Raw genomic sequence first — 16,991 nt, 5'->3', positions numbered from 1 at the left:
GACCGAAGTCCATTCCGCCAACGGGCCAACGCCCCGCACATCGCTCACATCCATCATCCACAGACTGATGAGCGAGGGCGAAAGCCCGAATGCGTGACCGATCGATCAGTGACCGAAGGATCACGCACGGATCAGATGCGCATCTCGCGCTCGGCCTCGGACAGCGACGCCTTGAAGGCATCACGCCCGAACAACCGCTCCATGTAGGTCAGCAGCGGCTTGACCTGCTTCTCCGGCAGCTCGATTCCCAGTGTCGGCAAGCGCCACAGGATCGGGGCAATGCAGGTGTCCACCAGCGAGAACTCGTCGCTCATGAAGAACGGCATGTCGTCGAAGATCGGGGAAATGCCGATCAGGCTTTCACGCAATTCCTTGCGCGCCTTGTCGGCTTCCTTCTTGGTGCCTGTCTGGATGGTTTCCATCATCGGCACCCATTCGCGCTCGATGCGATGCATCCACAGACGGCTCTGGGCGCGCGCCACCGGATACACCGGCAACAGCGGCGGATGCGGGAAACGCTCGTCCAGATATTCCATCATGACCTTGGACTCGTAGAGCACCAGGTCGCGATCCAGCAGCGTCGGCACACTGTTGTACGGGTTCAGGTCGGCCAGTTCGGCCGGACGGCTGTCATCATCCACATCAATGATATCGACTGCCACACCCTTCTCGGCCAGCACGATCCGTACACGGTGGCTGAAGTGGTCGTCACCACCGGAGTAGAAGGTCATCGATGAACGCTTGGCCACAACACCCATGAAACTGTCCTCGCATCTGTTCGAGACATGCCCGTGTCAGCTTTTGGCCTGACAAACGGGGATAAGTTTCCTCTGGCCTGCCCTTGTCACAACGGGCCCTGCCAGAGGGTCAGCCTGCGCCACCTCGAGGCGACGCAAGCGGGCGCGCGACTGATCAGCCGCGCGCCCGTCACTGCCGGCTCGCCATTATCACTGAGACCCCGCCCCGGGGGCCATCAATGAATGTCGCGCCAGTATTCCTTCTTGAGAAGATACGCCAGCAAGGTAAAGATCAGAATGAATATTAACACCTTGGGGGCCATGCTCTCAGCCTTGAGTCGCGAAGGCTCACCGACATAGGCCAGAAAATTGGTCAGATCCCACATCGCTTGATCAAACTCCCCTGCCGTCATGCTGCCAGGCTGGGTGATCTCTAGAATATCACAGGACGCATAACGCCCCGTGTCGGGATCGATCTCCGCCCCCGCTACCGCCAGGTCACTCTGCCCACAGACCTTTTCCTGCACGCCCTGCAGCGACTCCAGCACATGTGGCATGCCGACCTGGGGGAAGACCGCATTGTTCACGCCCCACGGACGTGACGCATCGCGATAGAAGCTCTTCAGATAGGTGTAGATCCAGTCTGTGCCGCGCAGACGCGCCTCGAGCGACAGATCCGGTGGCGGCGTGCCGAACCAGCCGGCCGCGTCTTCTTTCTGCATGCCCGTGCGCATGGTGTCATTGATCTTGAGCGCTGGCGAGAGAATCAGATATTGCTCGACCAGGTCCTCGGGCATCCCCAGGTCCTCTGCGGCACGCGAGTAACGCTGATACTGCAGGTTATGACAGCCGAGACAGTAATTGGTGTAAAGCTGCATGCCTCGCTGCAGCGAGGGCTGATCATGCAGATCCGGCTCCATCGTCTCCAGCGGCACCGCGCTGCTCGCCGCGCTCACCATGCCCGACCCCATCAGGCTCACTACGGCCAGCAACCCTGCTGCCAGCCCGCGTTCGAGCCACTTCCTTGACCCACCCATCAGCGCGCTCATCGGCCCGTCACCCTGTCAGGCACCGCTCGCGTCGTCTCGAAGCGCGTATACAGCGGCATCAATATGAAGAAGGCGAAATATGCCACGGTCGCCAGCTGCGCGATGATCGTGCGCTCCTGCGTGGGCGGCATCACCCCCAGCACGCCCAGCGTCACGAAACTGACCACGAAGATGACGATGGCGATACGCGATAGCCAGCCCTTGTAGCGGATCGAGCGCACCGCCGAGCGATCCAGCCACGGCAGCACGAACAGGATGGCGATCGCCAGCCCCATGACCACCACGCCCCAGAACTTGGCATCCACGCCGAACAGCGGGTAATTGACCGCGCGCAACATGGCGTAGAACGGCGTGAAGTACCACACCGGCGCGATGTGCTCGGGCGTCTTCAGCGAATTGGCCGGCTCGAAGTTCGGCGTCTCCAGGAAGTAACCGCCGCCTTCGGGGAAGTAGAAGATCACCGCACAGAACACGAACAGGAAGACACCGACGCCGACGAGGTCCTTCACCGTGTAATAGGGATGGAAGGGAATGCCATCCAGCGGCTGCCCCGCCTCATCCTTCCTGTCCTTGATCTCGATGCCATCGGGATTGTTCGAGCCCACCTCGTGCAGCGCCACCAGATGCAGCACCACCAGCCCGACGATCACCAGCGGCAAGGCGATGACATGCAGCGCAAAGAAGCGGTTCAGGGTGATCCCCGAGATCAAATAGTCGCCACGAATCATCTGCGCCAGGTCTGCCCCGATGACCGGAATCGCCGTGAACAGCGAGATGATCACCTGCGCGCCCCAGTAGGACATCTGTCCCCAGGGCAGCAGATAGCCCATGAAGGCCTCGGCCATCAGCGCCAGATAGATGCACATGCCGAAGATCCAGACCAGCTCGCGAGGCGCACGGTAGGAGCCATACAGCAGACCACGGAACATGTGCAGATAGATGACCACGAAGAAGGCCGAGGCGCCGGTGGAATGCATGTAGCGGATCAGCCAGCCGTACTCCACATCGCGCATGATGTACTCGATGGAGGCAAAGGCCTCCTCGGCACTCGGCGTATAGCTCATCGTCAGCCAGATGCCGGTCAATATCTGATTGACCAGCACCAGCAAGGCCAGCGAGCCGAAGAAGTAGAAGAAGTTGAAATTCTTCGGCGCGTAGTAGCCGGTCAGATGGTCCTGCAGAAACTGGGTGGCCGGCAGGCGGTCATCGATCCAGCGCATGATGCCGCGTGGCGCCTTGGCACGGTTTGGATTCCCCATCAGGCAGCCTCCTCATCGACACCCACCACCAGCACCTGCTCACTCTCGTAGCGATGCGGCGGCACCTCCAGATTCGAAGGCGCCGGCACCCCGGTGAAGACTCGCCCGGCGAGATCGAACTTGGACCCATGACAGGCACACAAATAGCCGCCCGGCCAGTCCGCGCCGAGATCCGCCGCGCCGATCTCGGGACGATAGCCAGGCGAGCAGCCCAGGTGCGTGCAGATACCCACCAACACCACATATTCCGGCTTGATGGAACGCAGCACGGCATCGACATAAGGGGGCTGCTGGGGGCGCAGTGACTCGGGGTCCTGCAGCTCTGCGGGGGGGATGGCGCGGATATCGGCGATCATCTCGGGGGTGCGACGCACCACCCACACCGGTTTGCCGCGCCATTCGATGGTCATCTGCTGGCCGGGTGCCAGCCGCGAGATATCCGCCGTGACAGGCGCACCTGCCGCACGGGCACGCGCACTTGGCTGCCAGGACGCCAGGAAGGGCGTTGCAATACCGACCACCCCTACCGCCCCGACCACGGTGGTTGCGCTGACGAGGAAGCGGCGTCGCCCTCGGTTCACAGCTTGATCTGACATTTTATTGTTATCTCCCAAACACTACCGCTTGATGCTGGGCCATCCACTTGCCGAGCACTTGATGCTTGCTTGTATTAAAGGGCAAGAACAGAGCGCTCACAACTCAAGAAAGCCACCTTGACCAAAGCCGCTTTCGTCAATCGTGCAGCGAGACCGCAAAAAAAACGTCCAGCACCCTTGCGGGCACTGGACGTTCTTGTGGTCGACGCGAGTTCTCTTAACGCTTGGAGAACTGCGGACGACGACGGGCCTTGCGCAGGCCGACTTTCTTACGCTCGACTTCACGGGCGTCACGAGTGACGTAACCGGCGGCGCGGAGGGCCGGACGGAAGTCTTCGTTGTAAGCCATCAGGGCACGAGTGATGCCGTGACGGATAGCGCCGGCTTGAGCAGAACCACCACCACCAGCAACAGTGACGTAGACGTCGAACTGTTCGGTAGTTTCGGTCAGCTCGAGCGGCTGACGGACAACCATGCGGCCTGTCACACGACCGAAGTAGTCGTTCAGGTCACGCTGGTTGACGGTGATTTTGCCGGTGCCCGGCTTCAGGAAGACGCGCGCGGTAGAAGTCTTGCGGCGCCCGGTACCGTAGTGCTGCTGTGTCATGGCGATGCTTCCCTCAGATGTTCAGTTCTTGCGGCTGCTGCGCAGCGTGCGGATGCTCGGAGCCAGCATAGACTTTCAGCTTGGACTGCATGGCACGACCCAGCGGGCCCTTCGGCAGCATGCCCTTGACAGCCAGTTCGATCACGCGCTCAGGCTTGTGCTCGATCATCTGGTTGAAGTTCATGGAGCGCAGGCCGCCCGGGTAACCGGTGTGACGGTAGTAGGTCTTGGCTTCTGCCTTGCGACCTGTCACAGCGACTTTCTCGGCATTGATGACGACGATGTAATCGCCAGTATCAACGTGCGGAGTGTACTCGGCTTTATGCTTGCCGCGCAGGCGACGAGCAATTTCGGTAGCCATACGGCCCAGCGTCTTGCCGGCTGCGTCGACGACGAACCAGTCACGCTGGACGGACTGCGGCTTAGCAGTAAACGTCTTCATGGATGAATCACCTATAGTCGGGTCTTGCACTTGTGTGCGCGACCAATCCCTATTTTTCTTGGTTGTCCGACGTCTGGCAGCGAGCGGCGTGCTGCTTGCGCAGTCACTGTCCTCTCATCTCCAGACTGCCCTCGCCCATCAGGAGTGAATGACTCAGGATGGCTCGAGAACCGGTCAACAGTTCGAGCGAGCGCGCATTGTACATGTCATGCCCGCCTACCACAAAGGCTATTTTGCCCTTGCCGCGGGCCTCACGGCTTGTGCGGCAACGCGAGATACTCACGCGATTGCATTTCCTGCAGACGTGACAGCGTGCGCTGGAATTCGAAATCCAGATTGCCGCCGGTATAGAGGTCCTCGACGGGCGTCGCGGCGCTCATCAACAGCTTGACGCCACGGTCATAGAACTCATCGACCATGTTGATGAAACGACGCACCTGGTCGTCGCTGTCGCGCCCCATCTGCGGCACCTCGGACACCAGCACGGTGTGGAACTCACGCGCAAGCTCAATGTAGTCATTCTGGCTACGCGGGCCATCACACAGCTCATCGAAGTGGAACCACACCACGTCTTCATGGCGACGCAGGGCGTGCAGCACGCGATGATTGATGCTCAGACCTTCATCGGCATGGCCTTCGGCACCGGCGATGGAGCGGAATTCCCGCGCCAGCCGCGCGGCACTGTCGTCGCCCAGCGGGCTATGGAAGAGCTCGGCGTGCTCCAGCGCGCGCAGTCGGTAGTCGATGCCGGAATCGACGTTGACCACCGTGCAGTGACGCTTGACCAGGTCGATCGCCGGCAGGAAGCGCGCCCGCTGCAGGCCGTCCTTGTAGAGATCATCCGGCACGATATTGGAGGTCGCGACCAGCACCACGCCCTGCTTGAACAGCTCTTCGAACAGGGTGGCGAGAATCATCGCATCGGTGATGTCCTTGACGAAGAATTCGTCAAAGCAGATCACGCGCGCCTCGACGGCGAACTTGGCCGCCACCAGAGTCAGCGGGTTCTTCTCGCCCTTGTAGTGGCCGAGTTCATTGTGGACACGCTGCATGAAGCGGTGGAAATGCGTGCGCATCTTGTCGGCAAACGGCAGGCTCTCGTAGAAGGTATCGACGAGGTAGGTCTTGCCGCGCCCCACGCCACCCCAGAAGTAGAGGCCCATGATCTCGGGCGCTTCATCGACAGGCGCCGTGCGTGACGGCTTGCCGAACAGACGACGCACCTTGGAGCCCAGCCCGCCGCCACCCGTCGCGTCGGACACCTTGTCGGGCGTCTGGCGCGGCGTGCGCACGAGGTCGTCGTAGAGACGCTGCAGATGGCGGACCGCATCTTCCTGGGCGGCATCGTAGGCAAAGTCATCACGCTTGAGGTCTGCCTGGTACTTCTCGAGAGGCGTCGGTGCTGGCATTGAGAAACCCGCTGCAGGTCAGGCGTCACGCACTGGCGCACGCCTGACATGAAAGGAACAAGATCACGCCTGACCCGACACGGCGGGCAGGCAAGGACGAAATTGCGCGGCATTATACGCCTTGATGGCCACTTTACCCACTCACCGACCAGCAATCGGCTGCGCGACGTGGCTTTCGCCGCGCGCATTGCTCGCAAGGCGTGAGCTGGCATCCGCCCACACCCCGCCGGCTGCGCCGACAGGCGACCAAGGTCGCGCGCCGCGTGAATTGACGCATCGCTGCACCACACCGATATAATGGCGCGTGGACGCTTTTGAAACGCAAGCGGCACGAAAGACAGAGCCACGAAAGACAGAGCAAAGAAAGACAGAGCAAAGAAAGAAGACACGCAAGACTGAGGCAAGAAGGACAGCGGCAAGAAGGACAGCGGCAAGCGGCGCTGACCTGCTGGACACCAGACCGATCCCGAGATCGGCGTGATGGAACATCATTGAATACCGGCATCGTATCTCAGCGCTACCATGCCCCAGCGGTGACGATCACCGCAGTCGTGACACAAGGAGAGCGACGTGAACGAGAGCAACATTGACTGGATCCTGGCCATTGCCTGTTTTCTGGCTGGCATCGGTATCGGCGCCTTGTGCTACCACCTGCTGAATGCCAACGTGGCCCGCAACCAGAAGACCCGCCAGAAGCTGGCTGAGCGCGAGCTGGAGCTGACCCAGTTCCGCGATGCCCTCAACGACCACTTCTCCAAGGCCAGCGACCTGACCGACCAGATCCAGCGTGCCGGCAATGAGCTGCGCCAGCATCTGGCCACTGGCGCCACCGCGCTGTGCGATGACAGCCAGCTCAAGCGCCGCCTGCTGGACACTGACACCACGCCGGACGACAGCGAGACCGACAAGGTCGACCTGCCGCGTGATTACGCCGACAACCGCGGCACCCTGTCAGAGGACTTCGGCCTCAAGCCGCAACCGAGTGAAGGCGAGACACCGGCCACCAACCCGCCGCGTATCTGATCGTCCTGCTGTCGTGAACCACTCACGGCATCTGAAAACGACAGCGACAACGACAACGGCCACCTCTCGAGGTGGCCGTTGTCGTTTCCGGCATCAGATGTCACGCCGGGTTGTCGATATCCACGAAGCGGTGCTCCACACCATGTTCGGTGGCCAGCCACTCGCCGAGGGCCCGCACACCGTCACGCTCGGTCGCATGATGGCCCGCCGCGAAGTAGGTCACTCCCTCTTCGCGGGCGCTATGGGTGGTGCGCTCGGAGATCTCGCCCGAGAGGAAGGCATCGACACCGGCCTCGATGGCCAGACCGATATAGTCCTGAGCGCCGCCGGTGCACCAGGCAATGCGCTTGATGGGGCGATCATGACCGGCCACGACCAGCACCTCACGCCCGAGACGCCGGCTGAACTCGGCCCCCAGCGCGGTGCTGTCCAGCCCTTCCACCTCAGCGGCCAGACGCCCGACATGCACCAGGCCACGCCCGGGCACGCCATCCAGACAGCCTTCACTGACCAGCCCCAGACGCTCGGCCAGCTGGGCATTGTTGCCTAGGGTCGGGTGCGCATCCAACGGCAGGTGATAGGCCGCCAGATTGATGTCATTGGCCAGCAAGGTCTTGAGGCGCCGACGCTTCATGCCGGTGATCTGGGCCGGCTCGTTCTTCCAGAAGTAGCCGTGATGCACCAGCACCAGGTCCGCCTGCCAGGCGAGCGCCTCATCGAGCAGCGCCTGACTGGCCGTCACGCCGGTCATCACGCGGCGCACCTCACGGCGCCCCTCCACCTGCAAGCCATTGACGGTATAGTCCTTGAAGGCCTGCGCCTCCAGACAGCCATCCAGCGCCTTCATCAGCGTGTCACGATCAGCCATTGGGCCTCCAGCAGTCAGAGTCATCGAGTGTTACACTGGCGAGCATTGTAACGGCGCATCGGCGCCATGTAAGCGTGTCGCGCCTTGACCGGGGCCATCCCTTCGCGTGGCACGTGGATCTTCAGGCTATTCATCTTCATGTCCGCAGCATCGCGTCGGTGCGCGGACTTTTTATCAGGTAATCCGATGCCCCGTTCTCTTCGCAGCACACTGCTCCCGCTACTGTGGCCCGTCGTCACCGGCGTCCTGCTGGCCGTCGTCGTGCTGGATCGCTTTCCGACGCTGGGTCTGGGCGAGCCCGCCCAGCAGCAGAACGAGCAGGCAGGCAACACCCCCTACCCGAGCCCATCTCAGAACTCTGCCGCCAATCAGCAGGTGCTGCCGCCTCCGAGCCTGACGCTGTCAGCGGCGCAGCGCGAAGAGTCGGCAGACCCGGTACTGCGTGAAGCACCGCCGCTGCAGCGCAACAGCGGCCCGGCCAGCTATCAGGCCGCGGTGGATGCCGCCGCCCCGGCGGTGGTCAACATCTACTCCTCGCGCGAGATCAAGGACGACAGCAAGCATCCGCTGATGTCCGACCCCTTCTTCAACCAGTTCTACGGGGAAGACGCCCTGCGCAGCCAGCGCATGCTGTCGAGCCTGGGCTCCGGTGTCATTCTCTCCAGTGACGGCTATATCCTGACCAACAACCACGTCATCCAGGGCGCCGACCAGATTCAGGTCGCCCTGCGCGATGGCCGCGAGACATTCGCCAAGGTCGTGGGTGTAGACCCGGAATCCGACCTCGCGGCGCTCAAGATCGACCTCGACAACCTGCCCACCGTGGCGATTGCCGATTCCACCCAGGTCCACGTCGGCGATGTCTCGCTGGCGATCGGCAACCCCTTCGGAGTCGGCCAGACGGTCACCATGGGCATCATCTCGGCCACCGGACGCAACCATCTTGGTCTGAACGCCTATGAAGACTTCATCCAGACCGATGCCGCGATCAACCCCGGCAACTCCGGCGGCGCGCTGATCAACACCGACGGCTCACTGGTCGGCATCAATACCGCCATCTATTCGCGCTCCGGCGGCTCGCAGGGTATCGGCTTCGCCATCCCCGCCAACCTGGCGCGCGACATCCTCGAATCGCTGGTCGACCACGGGCGCGTGATTCGGGGCTGGCTGGGCCTGGAAGTGCAGGAGCTGACACCGTCGCTGGCGCACTCCTTCGGCCTGAGCGCCCCGCAAGGCGTGGTGGTGGCCGCCGTGCTGCGTGATGGCCCTGCCGCGCGTGCCGGCCTGCGCCCGGGCGATATCCTGACTGCCATCGGCGGCAAGCGCCTGCTGGATGCTCGCCTGGCCATGGCCGACATCGCCGCCGTCAAACCCGGCAATGCGCTGGAATTGCGCCTGCTGCGTGACGGCAAGACGCTGGACATCGACGTCAAGGTCGGCGAACGCCCGATTCCCGACAACACGCCGGCAGCCGTCGAGCCATCCCTGCAGGACAAGGGCTGAGCCGGAACATCGGCGCAGCGCCTTGGAAAGACCACCCGCCCCATGATGACAAAAGCCCCGCGACGGAGACCGTCGCGGGGCTTTTTTTACTGACCAGACAAGGCTCAGTCTCAGTTTCAGGCTCAGTCGAGAATGCGATTCTCGGCACTGCGCGCATGCGCCGTCAGTGACTCGCCACGCGCCAGCACCGAGGCAGTACGCCCAAGCACCGACGCGCCTTCCGGCGAGCACTGGATCAGCGAGGAGCGCTTCTGGAAGTCATAGACGCCCAGCGGCGATGAGAAGCGCGCGGTGCCGGAGGTCGGCAGCACGTGATTCGGCCCGGCGCAGTAATCACCCAGCGCCTCGGAGGTGTGCGAACCCATGAAGATGGCGCCGGCGTGACGCACGCCCTCGACCCACTCCTCGGGATTCGCCACCGAGAGCTCCAGGTGCTCCGGCGCGATGCGGTTGGTCAGCTCCAGTGCCTGCTCCGGTCCGCTGACGCGAATCAGGGCACCGCGCTCACGCAGCGAGGTCAGGATGATCTCGGCACGCTCCATGGTCGGCGCCAGGCGCTCGATGGCGGCCTCGACGGCGGCCAGGTGCTCGTCATCCCACCCGATCAGGATCGCCTGGGCATCTTCATCGTGCTCGGCCTGGGAGAACAGGTCCATCGCCAGCCAGTCCGGGTCGGTCACGCCATCGCTGACCACCAGAATCTCGGACGGCCCGGCGATCATGTCGATACCAACCTGACCGAACACCGCACGCTTGGCAGTCGCCACGTAGATGTTGCCGGGGCCGACGATCTTGTCGACGCGCGGCACGGTCTCGGTGCCATAGGCCAGTGCCGCCACGGCCTGGGCGCCGCCGATGGTGAAGACACGATCGATACCCGCCAGGTGCGCCGCGGCCAGCACCAGCTCATTGACCACGCCGTCCGGCGTCGGCACGACCATGATGATCTCGCGCACGCCCGCGACATGCGCCGGAATCGCGTTCATCAGCACGGAAGACGGATAGGCCGCCTTGCCGCCCGGCACGTAGATCCCGGCGCGGTCCAGCGGCGTGACCTTCTGGCCCAGCAGGCTGCCGTGCTCGTCCTTGAAGGACCAGCTTTCCGGCTTCTGATGCTCGTGATAGACACGCACACGCTCGGCAGCCACGGCCAGCGCCTCGCGCTGATCCGCCGGCAGGTCGGCATAGGCCTGGGCCAGACGCTCGGCACCGATGACCAGCTCGGCCATGCTCGAGACATTCAGGCGGTCGAAGCGGTTGGAGAACTCCACCAGCGCCGCATCGCCTTCCTGCTTGACGCGCGCGAGGATGTCGGTGACACGATGCTGTACCTCGGCATCGGACACGCCCTCCCATGACAGCAAGCGGTCCAGGCGGGCAGTAAAATCGGTATCACGGCTATCAAGCCGGTTGATCAAGGTATCCATGCGAACCTCTTTTCTCATTGCTTGGCAGAGAAGGCTGAACCGGACGGGCTCCGTCCAGCGACTGCCCGCATCATCTTGATAAGCATCGTGATGAGCAGGGGCGGCAGCTGGCGTTTCGAGAGTCATCTTCTGCCACGGTCATCTATGCGACCTTGGGTATCCATCGGGTCGATGCCAACAGCCCGCGGCCATCACGCCTCGCGGCGGACTTCCACGGCCTGACGCAGGCGATCGATCAGCGGCTTGAGGCGATCGTGCTTCATGGTCATGGCGGCCTTGTTGACCACCAGACGCGTGCTGATGTCGGTGATCAGCTCACGCGGCTCCATGCCGTTGGCGCGCAGGGTATTGCCGGTGTCGACGATATCGACGATCTCGTCGGCCAGATTCATCAGCGGGGCCAGCTCCATCGCGCCGTAGAGCTTGATGACTTCGGCCTGGATGCCCTGCTCGGCGTAATAGCGACGCGCGACATCGACGAACTTGGTCGCGACACGGCGGCGAGCGCCCTGCTGCTGCTGACCGACGACACCGGCGGTCATCAGGCGGCACTTGGCGATTTCAAGATCCAGCGGCTCGTACAGGCCTTCGGCACCATGCTCGAGCAGCACGTCCTTGCCGGCGATACCGAGATCGGCGGCGCCCAGCTGCACGTAGGTCGGCACGTCGGTGGCACGGATGATGACCAGCTTGACGTCCGGCAGATTGGTATCGAAGAGCAGCTTGCGGCTCTTGTCGAGATCTTCCAGCGGCTCGATGCCAGCGTCAGCCAGCAGCGGCAGGGTTTCCTTGAGGATACGCCCCTTGGAGAGGGCGACGACCAGTTGCTTGCTCATGGGGTATTCGCCCGTGCTTGTACGTAGGAATTCGGCACGCGCTGCCGGTCAATCAAGGCCGACAGCGCGAGGTGGGGCCCTGATCAGCCGGCGGAGCGACGGATGATCACGTTCAGCCCGGACAGCTTCTCTTCGATGCACTCGTAACCGCGGTCGATGTGATAGATGCGGTCGACCATGGTCTCGCCGTCGGCGACGATCGCCGCGATCACCAGCGAGGCAGAGGCGCGCAGGTCCGTCGCCATCACCGGCGCACCGGACAGGCGCTCGGTGCCGGTCACGACCGCGGTGTTGCCCTCGAGCGCGATGTGGGCGCCCATGCGGTTGAGCTCCTGCACGTGCATGAAGCGGTTCTCGAAGATGGTCTCGATCACGGTGCTGGTGCCTTCCGCGACCGCATTCATCGCCACGAACTGGGCCTGCATGTCGGTGGGGAATGCCGGGTACGGCGCCGTGCGGATATTGACCGCCTTCGGGCGCTTGCCGTGCATATCAAGCTCGATCCAGTCATCACCAGTGGTGATGGTGGCACCGGCTTCTTCCAGCTTGGCCAGTACGGCGTCCAGGGTGTCGGCACGCGTACGCGTGACACGCACCTTGCCGCGAGAGGCAGCCGCCGCGACCAGGAAGGTGCCGGTCTCGATGCGGTCCGGCATGACGGAGTATTCACAGCCGTGCAGCTTCTCGACACCGTCGATGACGATGGTGTCGGAGCCCTGGCCCGTGATCCTGGCGCCCATGGCGATCAGGCACTCGGCCAGATCGACGACTTCCGGCTCACGCGCGGCGTTTTCCAGCACGGTGCGGCCATCGGCCAGGGTCGCGGCCATCAGCAGGTTCTCGGTGCCGGTGACGGTCACGACGTCAAAGACGATGCGCGCGCCCTTCAAGCGGCCACCCGGCGCCTTGGCGCGGATGTAGCCATTCTCGACCGTGATCTCGGCCCCCATCGCCTCCAGGCCACGGATGTGCAGATCCACCGGACGCGAGCCGATGGCGCAGCCACCCGGCAGCGAGACTTCGGCACTGCCGAAGTGCGCCAGCAGCGGGCCCAGCACCAGAATCGAGGCACGCATCTTCTTGACCAGGTCATAGGGCGCGTGACAATGCTCGACCTTGGAGCCATCCAGCTGCACGGTCATGTTGTCGCCCATCACCGGCTCGACGCCCATGCGCCCGAGCAGCTCGAGGCTGGTCGTGATGTCCTGCAGATGCGGCAGGTTGCTGATGGTCACGGGACCTTCCGACAGCAGCGTGGCTGCCAGAATGGGCAGTGCCGAATTCTTGGCGCCGCTGGCCCAGACTTCCCCGTTGACCGGCCCGTTGCCAGTGATGATCAGCTTATCCATGAAATGTTCCGGTCAACCCTGAGCGTTGCCGGCGGCAGCTTCGAACTGCGCCGGGGTATAGGTACGAATGCTGATGGCATGCAGCGCGCCAGAGCGGATCTCGTCATTGAGTGCGGAGTAGACCAGCTGCTGGGCCTTGACGCGGCTCAGCTCGGCAAAGACATCCCCCACGGCGACGACCTGGAAATTGCAGCCCTCACCCTGGATATGAAAATCGACGTTCTCGATACGAGCCTCGAGCAGGGCCTTGACATCATTCGGTTGCATGACGGGCGGTGACTCCTTCGCGGTACATGTCGGGATCGTGGCAGGGAATCCTTGCGCGACGATCGATGCGATATGACCGCACATGGTAATCAAAAGCGCGCGGGAACGCGATTGGCAGTCAATCGCTGCCTCCACGTTGCCGCGCGCATGAATGGCGATACGGACAAGCCTCGAGCTTCCAGCAGAGCGGTGCGGCCTGACAGGCGATCAGGCCGCCGCTGACTCAGGACGTCTCGAGTGACAGCGGGGGCTCAGCACTGATCTCAGCGACATTCAGCCCCGGCAGCAGGTTTTCCAGTCCGGAGACTGCCGCCAGTCGGCTCAATGCGGGGGACAGCGCGAGATGAGCGACATGCCCACCGTGCTCCGCCAGATGGCGCTGCCACTCGAGCAGTACGCTCAGGGTGGCGGTACTGGCGCTATCCACGCCGCACAGATCGATGGAAACCCCATCCTCGCGGCGCCCCAGCCATTTCCTGCCGGAATCCGCCAGCTCTGCGGCATTGTCGAAATCCGGCTGGCCACTCAGGCTCAGCCGTGCGTCACCGGCTTCCAGCGTGACGCCCTCGCGATCGAAGAGAGTTTTCATGGTCATGGCGACGACAGGGCTCAGCTGTTGCCCTGATCCCCCTCACCCTTCTCGAGGTCGACATCCGGCTGCCAGCCCTTGATGACGGCGTCGATGTCGCGGCCGTTGTCACGCATGGCCTGGTCGAACTGGTTGCGGAAGGTCAGGCCAAGGTTGACGCCGTTGACGATCACGTTGACCACCTTCCACTCGTCGTTGCGCAGACGCATGGAATAGGCCACCGGGTAGACCTTGCCCTTGGTATCGACCACGTCCATGTAGACAGTGTCCTGGTCTTCATAGCGACGCTCGCCTTCGCTGTCCTTCACGTCCAGCCTGGCGTAATCGAAGCTCACCAGACCCTTGGCGTAGGTGCCGATCAGGGTGTCATGGAAGACCTTGGAGAATTCGGTGCGCTGCTCAGGAGAGGCGCCCTTGAAGTACTTGCCCATCACGCTGGCGGCGATATAGCGATAATCCACCACCGGCTTCAGCGCGGAATCCACCAGGGTTTCCAGCTCGTCGACGTTGTCCTTGTAGTAGCTCTCGCGGCTATCGATCTTGGTGGTCAGGCCCTCGACCGTATCGCGCAGCAGCACGTCCGGCTCCTGCGGGGCGGACATGGCCAGCGGGCTCAGCGCCATCAGGGCGGACAGGCTCAGCACGCTCAACGGACGAATCAGCTTCTTGAGGCTAGAGGTCATCAGGGTTGCTCCTTGAAAATGTGCATCGTGCTCGAACGTGAAACCGCAGGCACCGAGTCAGGTCTGTCGGTGCATCACACGCGTGCGCCGGGTGCCTGCACTTCGATGAACAGCGCATCGAGAATCAACGCTTCGAGAATCAGCTCTTCGAAAAATTGGACACGAACTGCTGGATCAACTCTTCCAGCACCAGTGCAGACTGGGTATCGCGAATGGTATCGCCGTCCTCCAGCACGTCCGGGTCTCCCCCGGTGCTCAGGCCGATGTACTGCTCGCCCAGCAGGCCGGACGTCAGGATGGCGGCGGTGGTGTCCTTGCTCAGCTTGCCACGCAGGCTGCTGTCGAGCTTCATCGTGACACGAGCGTCAAACCACTTCGGGTCCAGCTCGATCTTCTCGACGCTGCCGACGGCAACACCTGCCATCGTGACCTTTGACCGCGCCTTGAGGCTTCCGATCCCTGAGAAGTTGGCATTGAGCACGAAGGTGTCATCGGCCTGCTGGAACGTGACGCCGCTGACACGCAGCCCCAGGAAGACCATTCCCAGGAAACCAGCGAGTATGAACAGGCCCACGCCGAACTCGAGCATGCGGGTACGTTTCATCAAATCTCTCCGAACATGACGGCCGTGAGGACAAAGTCGAGTCCCAGCACCGCCAAAGATGAATAAACCACGGTACGTGTGGTGGCGCGCGAAATGCCTTCCGAGGTCGGGATCAGGTCATAGCCCTGGAAGACGGCGATCCAGCTGACCACCAGCCCGAAGACCAGTGACTTGATGACGCCGTTCATGACATCACCGATGAAATCGACGTTCGACTGCATGCTGCTCCAGTAGGCGCCCTCGTAGATGCCCAGCCAGTCGACCCCCACCAGCTTGCCGCCCCAGATGCCGACGACACTGAAGCCAATGGTCAGCAGCGGCAGCGAGACGAACCCGGCCCACAGACGCGGCGCGACGATGCGCTTTAGCGGATCGACGCCGATCATCTCCATGCTGGTCAACTGCTCGGTGGCCTTCATCAGGCCGATCTCCGCCGTCAGCGCCGATCCCGCGCGCCCGGCAAACAGCAAGGCCGCGACCACAGGCGCCAGCTCGCGCAGCAGTGACAGCGACACCATCTGCCCCAGCGCCTCCTCGGCGCCGAAACCGACAAGAATGGTGTAGCCCTGCAGCGCCAGCACCATGCCGATGAACAGCCCCGAGACCAGCACGATGGCCAGCGACAGCACACCGACGAAGTGCATCTGCCGCACCCACAGGCCGATGCCCTCACGGGACGGGATGCCGATACCGGCCTGCACCAGCAGCATGCCGGCACGCCCGATGGCCGCGATCACGTCGATGCTGCTGCGGCCCAGTGACGTGATGGCCCCGAGCGGGCCACGATTCAGACCACTCATGACTCTCTCCTGCGGGTTGCCGATTCGCGACCATCGAGAATGTCGCCGGCGAAGTCCGGGGCGGGATAATGGAAGGGCACCGGGCCATCCGGCTTGCCGTGGATGAACTGGGCCACGCGCGGGTCCGATTCGGCGTTCAGCGCCTCGGGGGTGCCCTGCGCCATCACCTTGCCATCGGCGATCACATAGACGTAATCGGCGATGGTCAGCGTTTCCTTGATGTCGTGCGAGACCACCAGCGCCGTCATGCCCAGCGCATCATTGAGGCGCCGGATCAGATTGACCAGCACGCCCATCGAGATGGGGTCCTGCCCGGCAAAGGGCTCGTCGTACATGATGAGGTCCGGGTCCAGCGCGATGGCTCGCGCCAGCGCCACACGCCGCGTCATGCCGCCGGAGAGTTCGGCCGGCATCAATTCACGCGCGCCGCGCAGCCCGACGGACTCGAGCTTGATCAGCACGATGTCACGAATCATCGCATCGGGGAGATCGGTGTGGACGCGCAGCGGGAAGGCGACGTTCTCGAACACGCTCAGGTCGGAGAACAGGGCACCGCTCTGAAACAGCATGCCCATGCGACGGCGCATGCGAAACAGCTCGCGCCGCGACAGGCCGTGCACGTGCAAGCCGGCGATCTCGACGCGCCCCGCCGAGGGCGTCAACTGACCGCCGATCAACTTGAGCAGTGTCGTCTTGCCGGTACCGGAAGGCCCCATGATGGCGGTTATCTTGCCGCGCGGGATCTTGAGGTCGATGCCGGAGAATATCTCGCGCTCTCCACGGGTGAACCGCAGGCCTTCGACACGAATCAGGGCGTCATCGAGATTGATCTCGCCTGCCGCGCCGCGTGAAGAAGCCTGCGCATCCTGGCCGTCCGCACCCGTCCGGGTTGCGGTCTGACCGGGCAAATCAGTCATAGAAGCATCCGCTGTGAGGGACCTTC

At 63.0% G+C, this 16,991-nt stretch carries 19 protein-coding genes; 2 read left to right on the top strand and 17 right to left on the bottom strand.

The features are described 5' to 3' along the window. Window positions 1-131: 131 nt before the first annotated feature. From sspA to zapE, 7 genes are all read right to left on the bottom strand, one after another. Window positions 132-758: a stringent starvation protein SspA gene (sspA, locus tag CLAM6_RS03685; protein WP_043332516.1), complete on the bottom strand. Its 627-nt coding sequence runs from the start codon at window positions 756-758 to the stop codon at window positions 132-134. A gap of 215 nt (window positions 759-973) precedes the next feature. Then, window positions 974-1,786, bottom strand: a complete 813-nt coding sequence (locus CLAM6_RS03680) for a cytochrome c1 (protein WP_441303504.1) — start codon at window positions 1,784-1,786, stop codon at window positions 974-976. After that, on the bottom strand, window positions 1,783-3,045 hold the full coding sequence (locus CLAM6_RS03675; protein WP_107335416.1) for a cytochrome b: 1,263 nt from the start codon (window positions 3,043-3,045) through the stop codon (window positions 1,783-1,785). The genes CLAM6_RS03680 and CLAM6_RS03675 overlap by 4 nt, the downstream gene beginning before the upstream one ends. Further along, window positions 3,045-3,641: a ubiquinol-cytochrome c reductase iron-sulfur subunit gene (gene petA, locus CLAM6_RS03670; RefSeq protein ID WP_043332520.1), complete on the bottom strand. Its 597-nt coding sequence runs from the start codon at window positions 3,639-3,641 to the stop codon at window positions 3,045-3,047. Before petA ends, CLAM6_RS03675 begins: the two co-directional genes overlap by 1 nt. Before the next feature lie 217 nt (window positions 3,642-3,858). Further along, window positions 3,859-4,248 (bottom strand): 30S ribosomal protein S9, encoded by a 390-nt coding sequence (rpsI, locus tag CLAM6_RS03665; RefSeq protein ID WP_043332522.1) that lies wholly within the window; start codon window positions 4,246-4,248, stop codon window positions 3,859-3,861. 13 nt (window positions 4,249-4,261) lie between these two features. Further along, window positions 4,262-4,690, bottom strand: a complete 429-nt coding sequence (gene rplM, locus CLAM6_RS03660) for a 50S ribosomal protein L13 (protein WP_043332524.1) — start codon at window positions 4,688-4,690, stop codon at window positions 4,262-4,264. Window positions 4,691-4,941: 251 nt separating this feature from the next. Then, window positions 4,942-6,099 (bottom strand): cell division protein ZapE, encoded by a 1,158-nt coding sequence (gene zapE / locus CLAM6_RS03655; protein ID WP_043332526.1) that lies wholly within the window; start codon window positions 6,097-6,099, stop codon window positions 4,942-4,944. Between the two features lie 570 nt (window positions 6,100-6,669). On the opposite strand from zapE, the gene CLAM6_RS03650 reads away from it, so the two are divergent. Then, window positions 6,670-7,122 (top strand): YhcB family protein, encoded by a 453-nt coding sequence (locus CLAM6_RS03650; RefSeq protein ID WP_043332529.1) that lies wholly within the window; start codon window positions 6,670-6,672, stop codon window positions 7,120-7,122. Window positions 7,123-7,222: 100 nt separating this feature from the next. On the opposite strand, the gene CLAM6_RS03645 is transcribed toward CLAM6_RS03650, so the two are convergent. Continuing rightward, window positions 7,223-7,990 carry a Nif3-like dinuclear metal center hexameric protein gene (locus tag CLAM6_RS03645; protein ID WP_054555098.1) on the bottom strand — a complete coding sequence of 256 codons (768 nt, stop codon included), beginning with the start codon at window positions 7,988-7,990 and terminating at the stop codon, window positions 7,223-7,225. Between the two features lie 186 nt (window positions 7,991-8,176). On the opposite strand from CLAM6_RS03645, the gene CLAM6_RS03640 reads away from it, so the two are divergent. After that, complete coding sequence (locus tag CLAM6_RS03640) at window positions 8,177-9,493, top strand: S1C family serine protease (protein ID WP_153635175.1); 1,317 nt, start codon at window positions 8,177-8,179, stop codon at window positions 9,491-9,493. Between the two features lie 122 nt (window positions 9,494-9,615). Here the strand turns inward: CLAM6_RS03640 and hisD are convergent, their stop codons facing one another. From hisD to CLAM6_RS03595, 9 genes are all read right to left on the bottom strand, one after another. Then, a complete protein-coding gene (gene hisD / locus CLAM6_RS03635; protein ID WP_153635174.1) occupies window positions 9,616-10,920 on the bottom strand; it encodes a histidinol dehydrogenase in 1,305 nt (434 codons plus the stop codon). A gap of 191 nt (window positions 10,921-11,111) precedes the next feature. Next, window positions 11,112-11,756: an ATP phosphoribosyltransferase gene (gene hisG, locus CLAM6_RS03630; protein ID WP_131431369.1), complete on the bottom strand. Its 645-nt coding sequence runs from the start codon at window positions 11,754-11,756 to the stop codon at window positions 11,112-11,114. An 83-nt stretch (window positions 11,757-11,839) separates the two neighbouring features. Then, on the bottom strand, window positions 11,840-13,105 hold the full coding sequence (murA, locus tag CLAM6_RS03625) for a UDP-N-acetylglucosamine 1-carboxyvinyltransferase (RefSeq protein ID WP_043332539.1): 1,266 nt from the start codon (window positions 13,103-13,105) through the stop codon (window positions 11,840-11,842). Between the two features lie 12 nt (window positions 13,106-13,117). After that, window positions 13,118-13,372, bottom strand: a complete 255-nt coding sequence (locus tag CLAM6_RS03620) for a BolA family protein (protein ID WP_043332541.1) — start codon at window positions 13,370-13,372, stop codon at window positions 13,118-13,120. Between the two features lie 223 nt (window positions 13,373-13,595). Then, complete coding sequence (locus tag CLAM6_RS03615) at window positions 13,596-13,967, bottom strand: STAS domain-containing protein (RefSeq protein ID WP_054555102.1); 372 nt, start codon at window positions 13,965-13,967, stop codon at window positions 13,596-13,598. Window positions 13,968-13,981: 14 nt separating this feature from the next. Continuing rightward, complete coding sequence (locus CLAM6_RS03610; RefSeq protein WP_153635173.1) at window positions 13,982-14,644, bottom strand: MlaC/ttg2D family ABC transporter substrate-binding protein; 663 nt, start codon at window positions 14,642-14,644, stop codon at window positions 13,982-13,984. A gap of 139 nt (window positions 14,645-14,783) precedes the next feature. Then, window positions 14,784-15,248, bottom strand: coding sequence for an outer membrane lipid asymmetry maintenance protein MlaD (mlaD, locus tag CLAM6_RS03605; protein ID WP_043332545.1), 465 nt, complete (start codon window positions 15,246-15,248; stop codon window positions 14,784-14,786). Then, window positions 15,248-16,048 carry a lipid asymmetry maintenance ABC transporter permease subunit MlaE gene (mlaE, locus tag CLAM6_RS03600; protein WP_043332547.1) on the bottom strand — a complete coding sequence of 267 codons (801 nt, stop codon included), beginning with the start codon at window positions 16,046-16,048 and terminating at the stop codon, window positions 15,248-15,250. The genes mlaD and mlaE overlap by 1 nt, the downstream gene beginning before the upstream one ends. Next, the gene (locus tag CLAM6_RS03595) at window positions 16,045-16,965 is read right to left on the bottom strand and encodes an ABC transporter ATP-binding protein (RefSeq protein WP_082388135.1); all 921 of its coding nucleotides are present in this window, start codon (window positions 16,963-16,965) and stop codon (window positions 16,045-16,047) included. The genes mlaE and CLAM6_RS03595 overlap by 4 nt, the downstream gene beginning before the upstream one ends. Window positions 16,966-16,991 lie beyond the last annotated feature (26 nt).

This window comes from Cobetia sp. AM6 (assembly GCF_009617955.1).
GTDB lineage: Bacteria > Pseudomonadota > Gammaproteobacteria > Pseudomonadales > Halomonadaceae > Cobetia > Cobetia amphilecti.
Note: the sequence above shows the minus strand (reverse complement) of the source record. Positions and strands in the feature narration are given on the sequence as shown.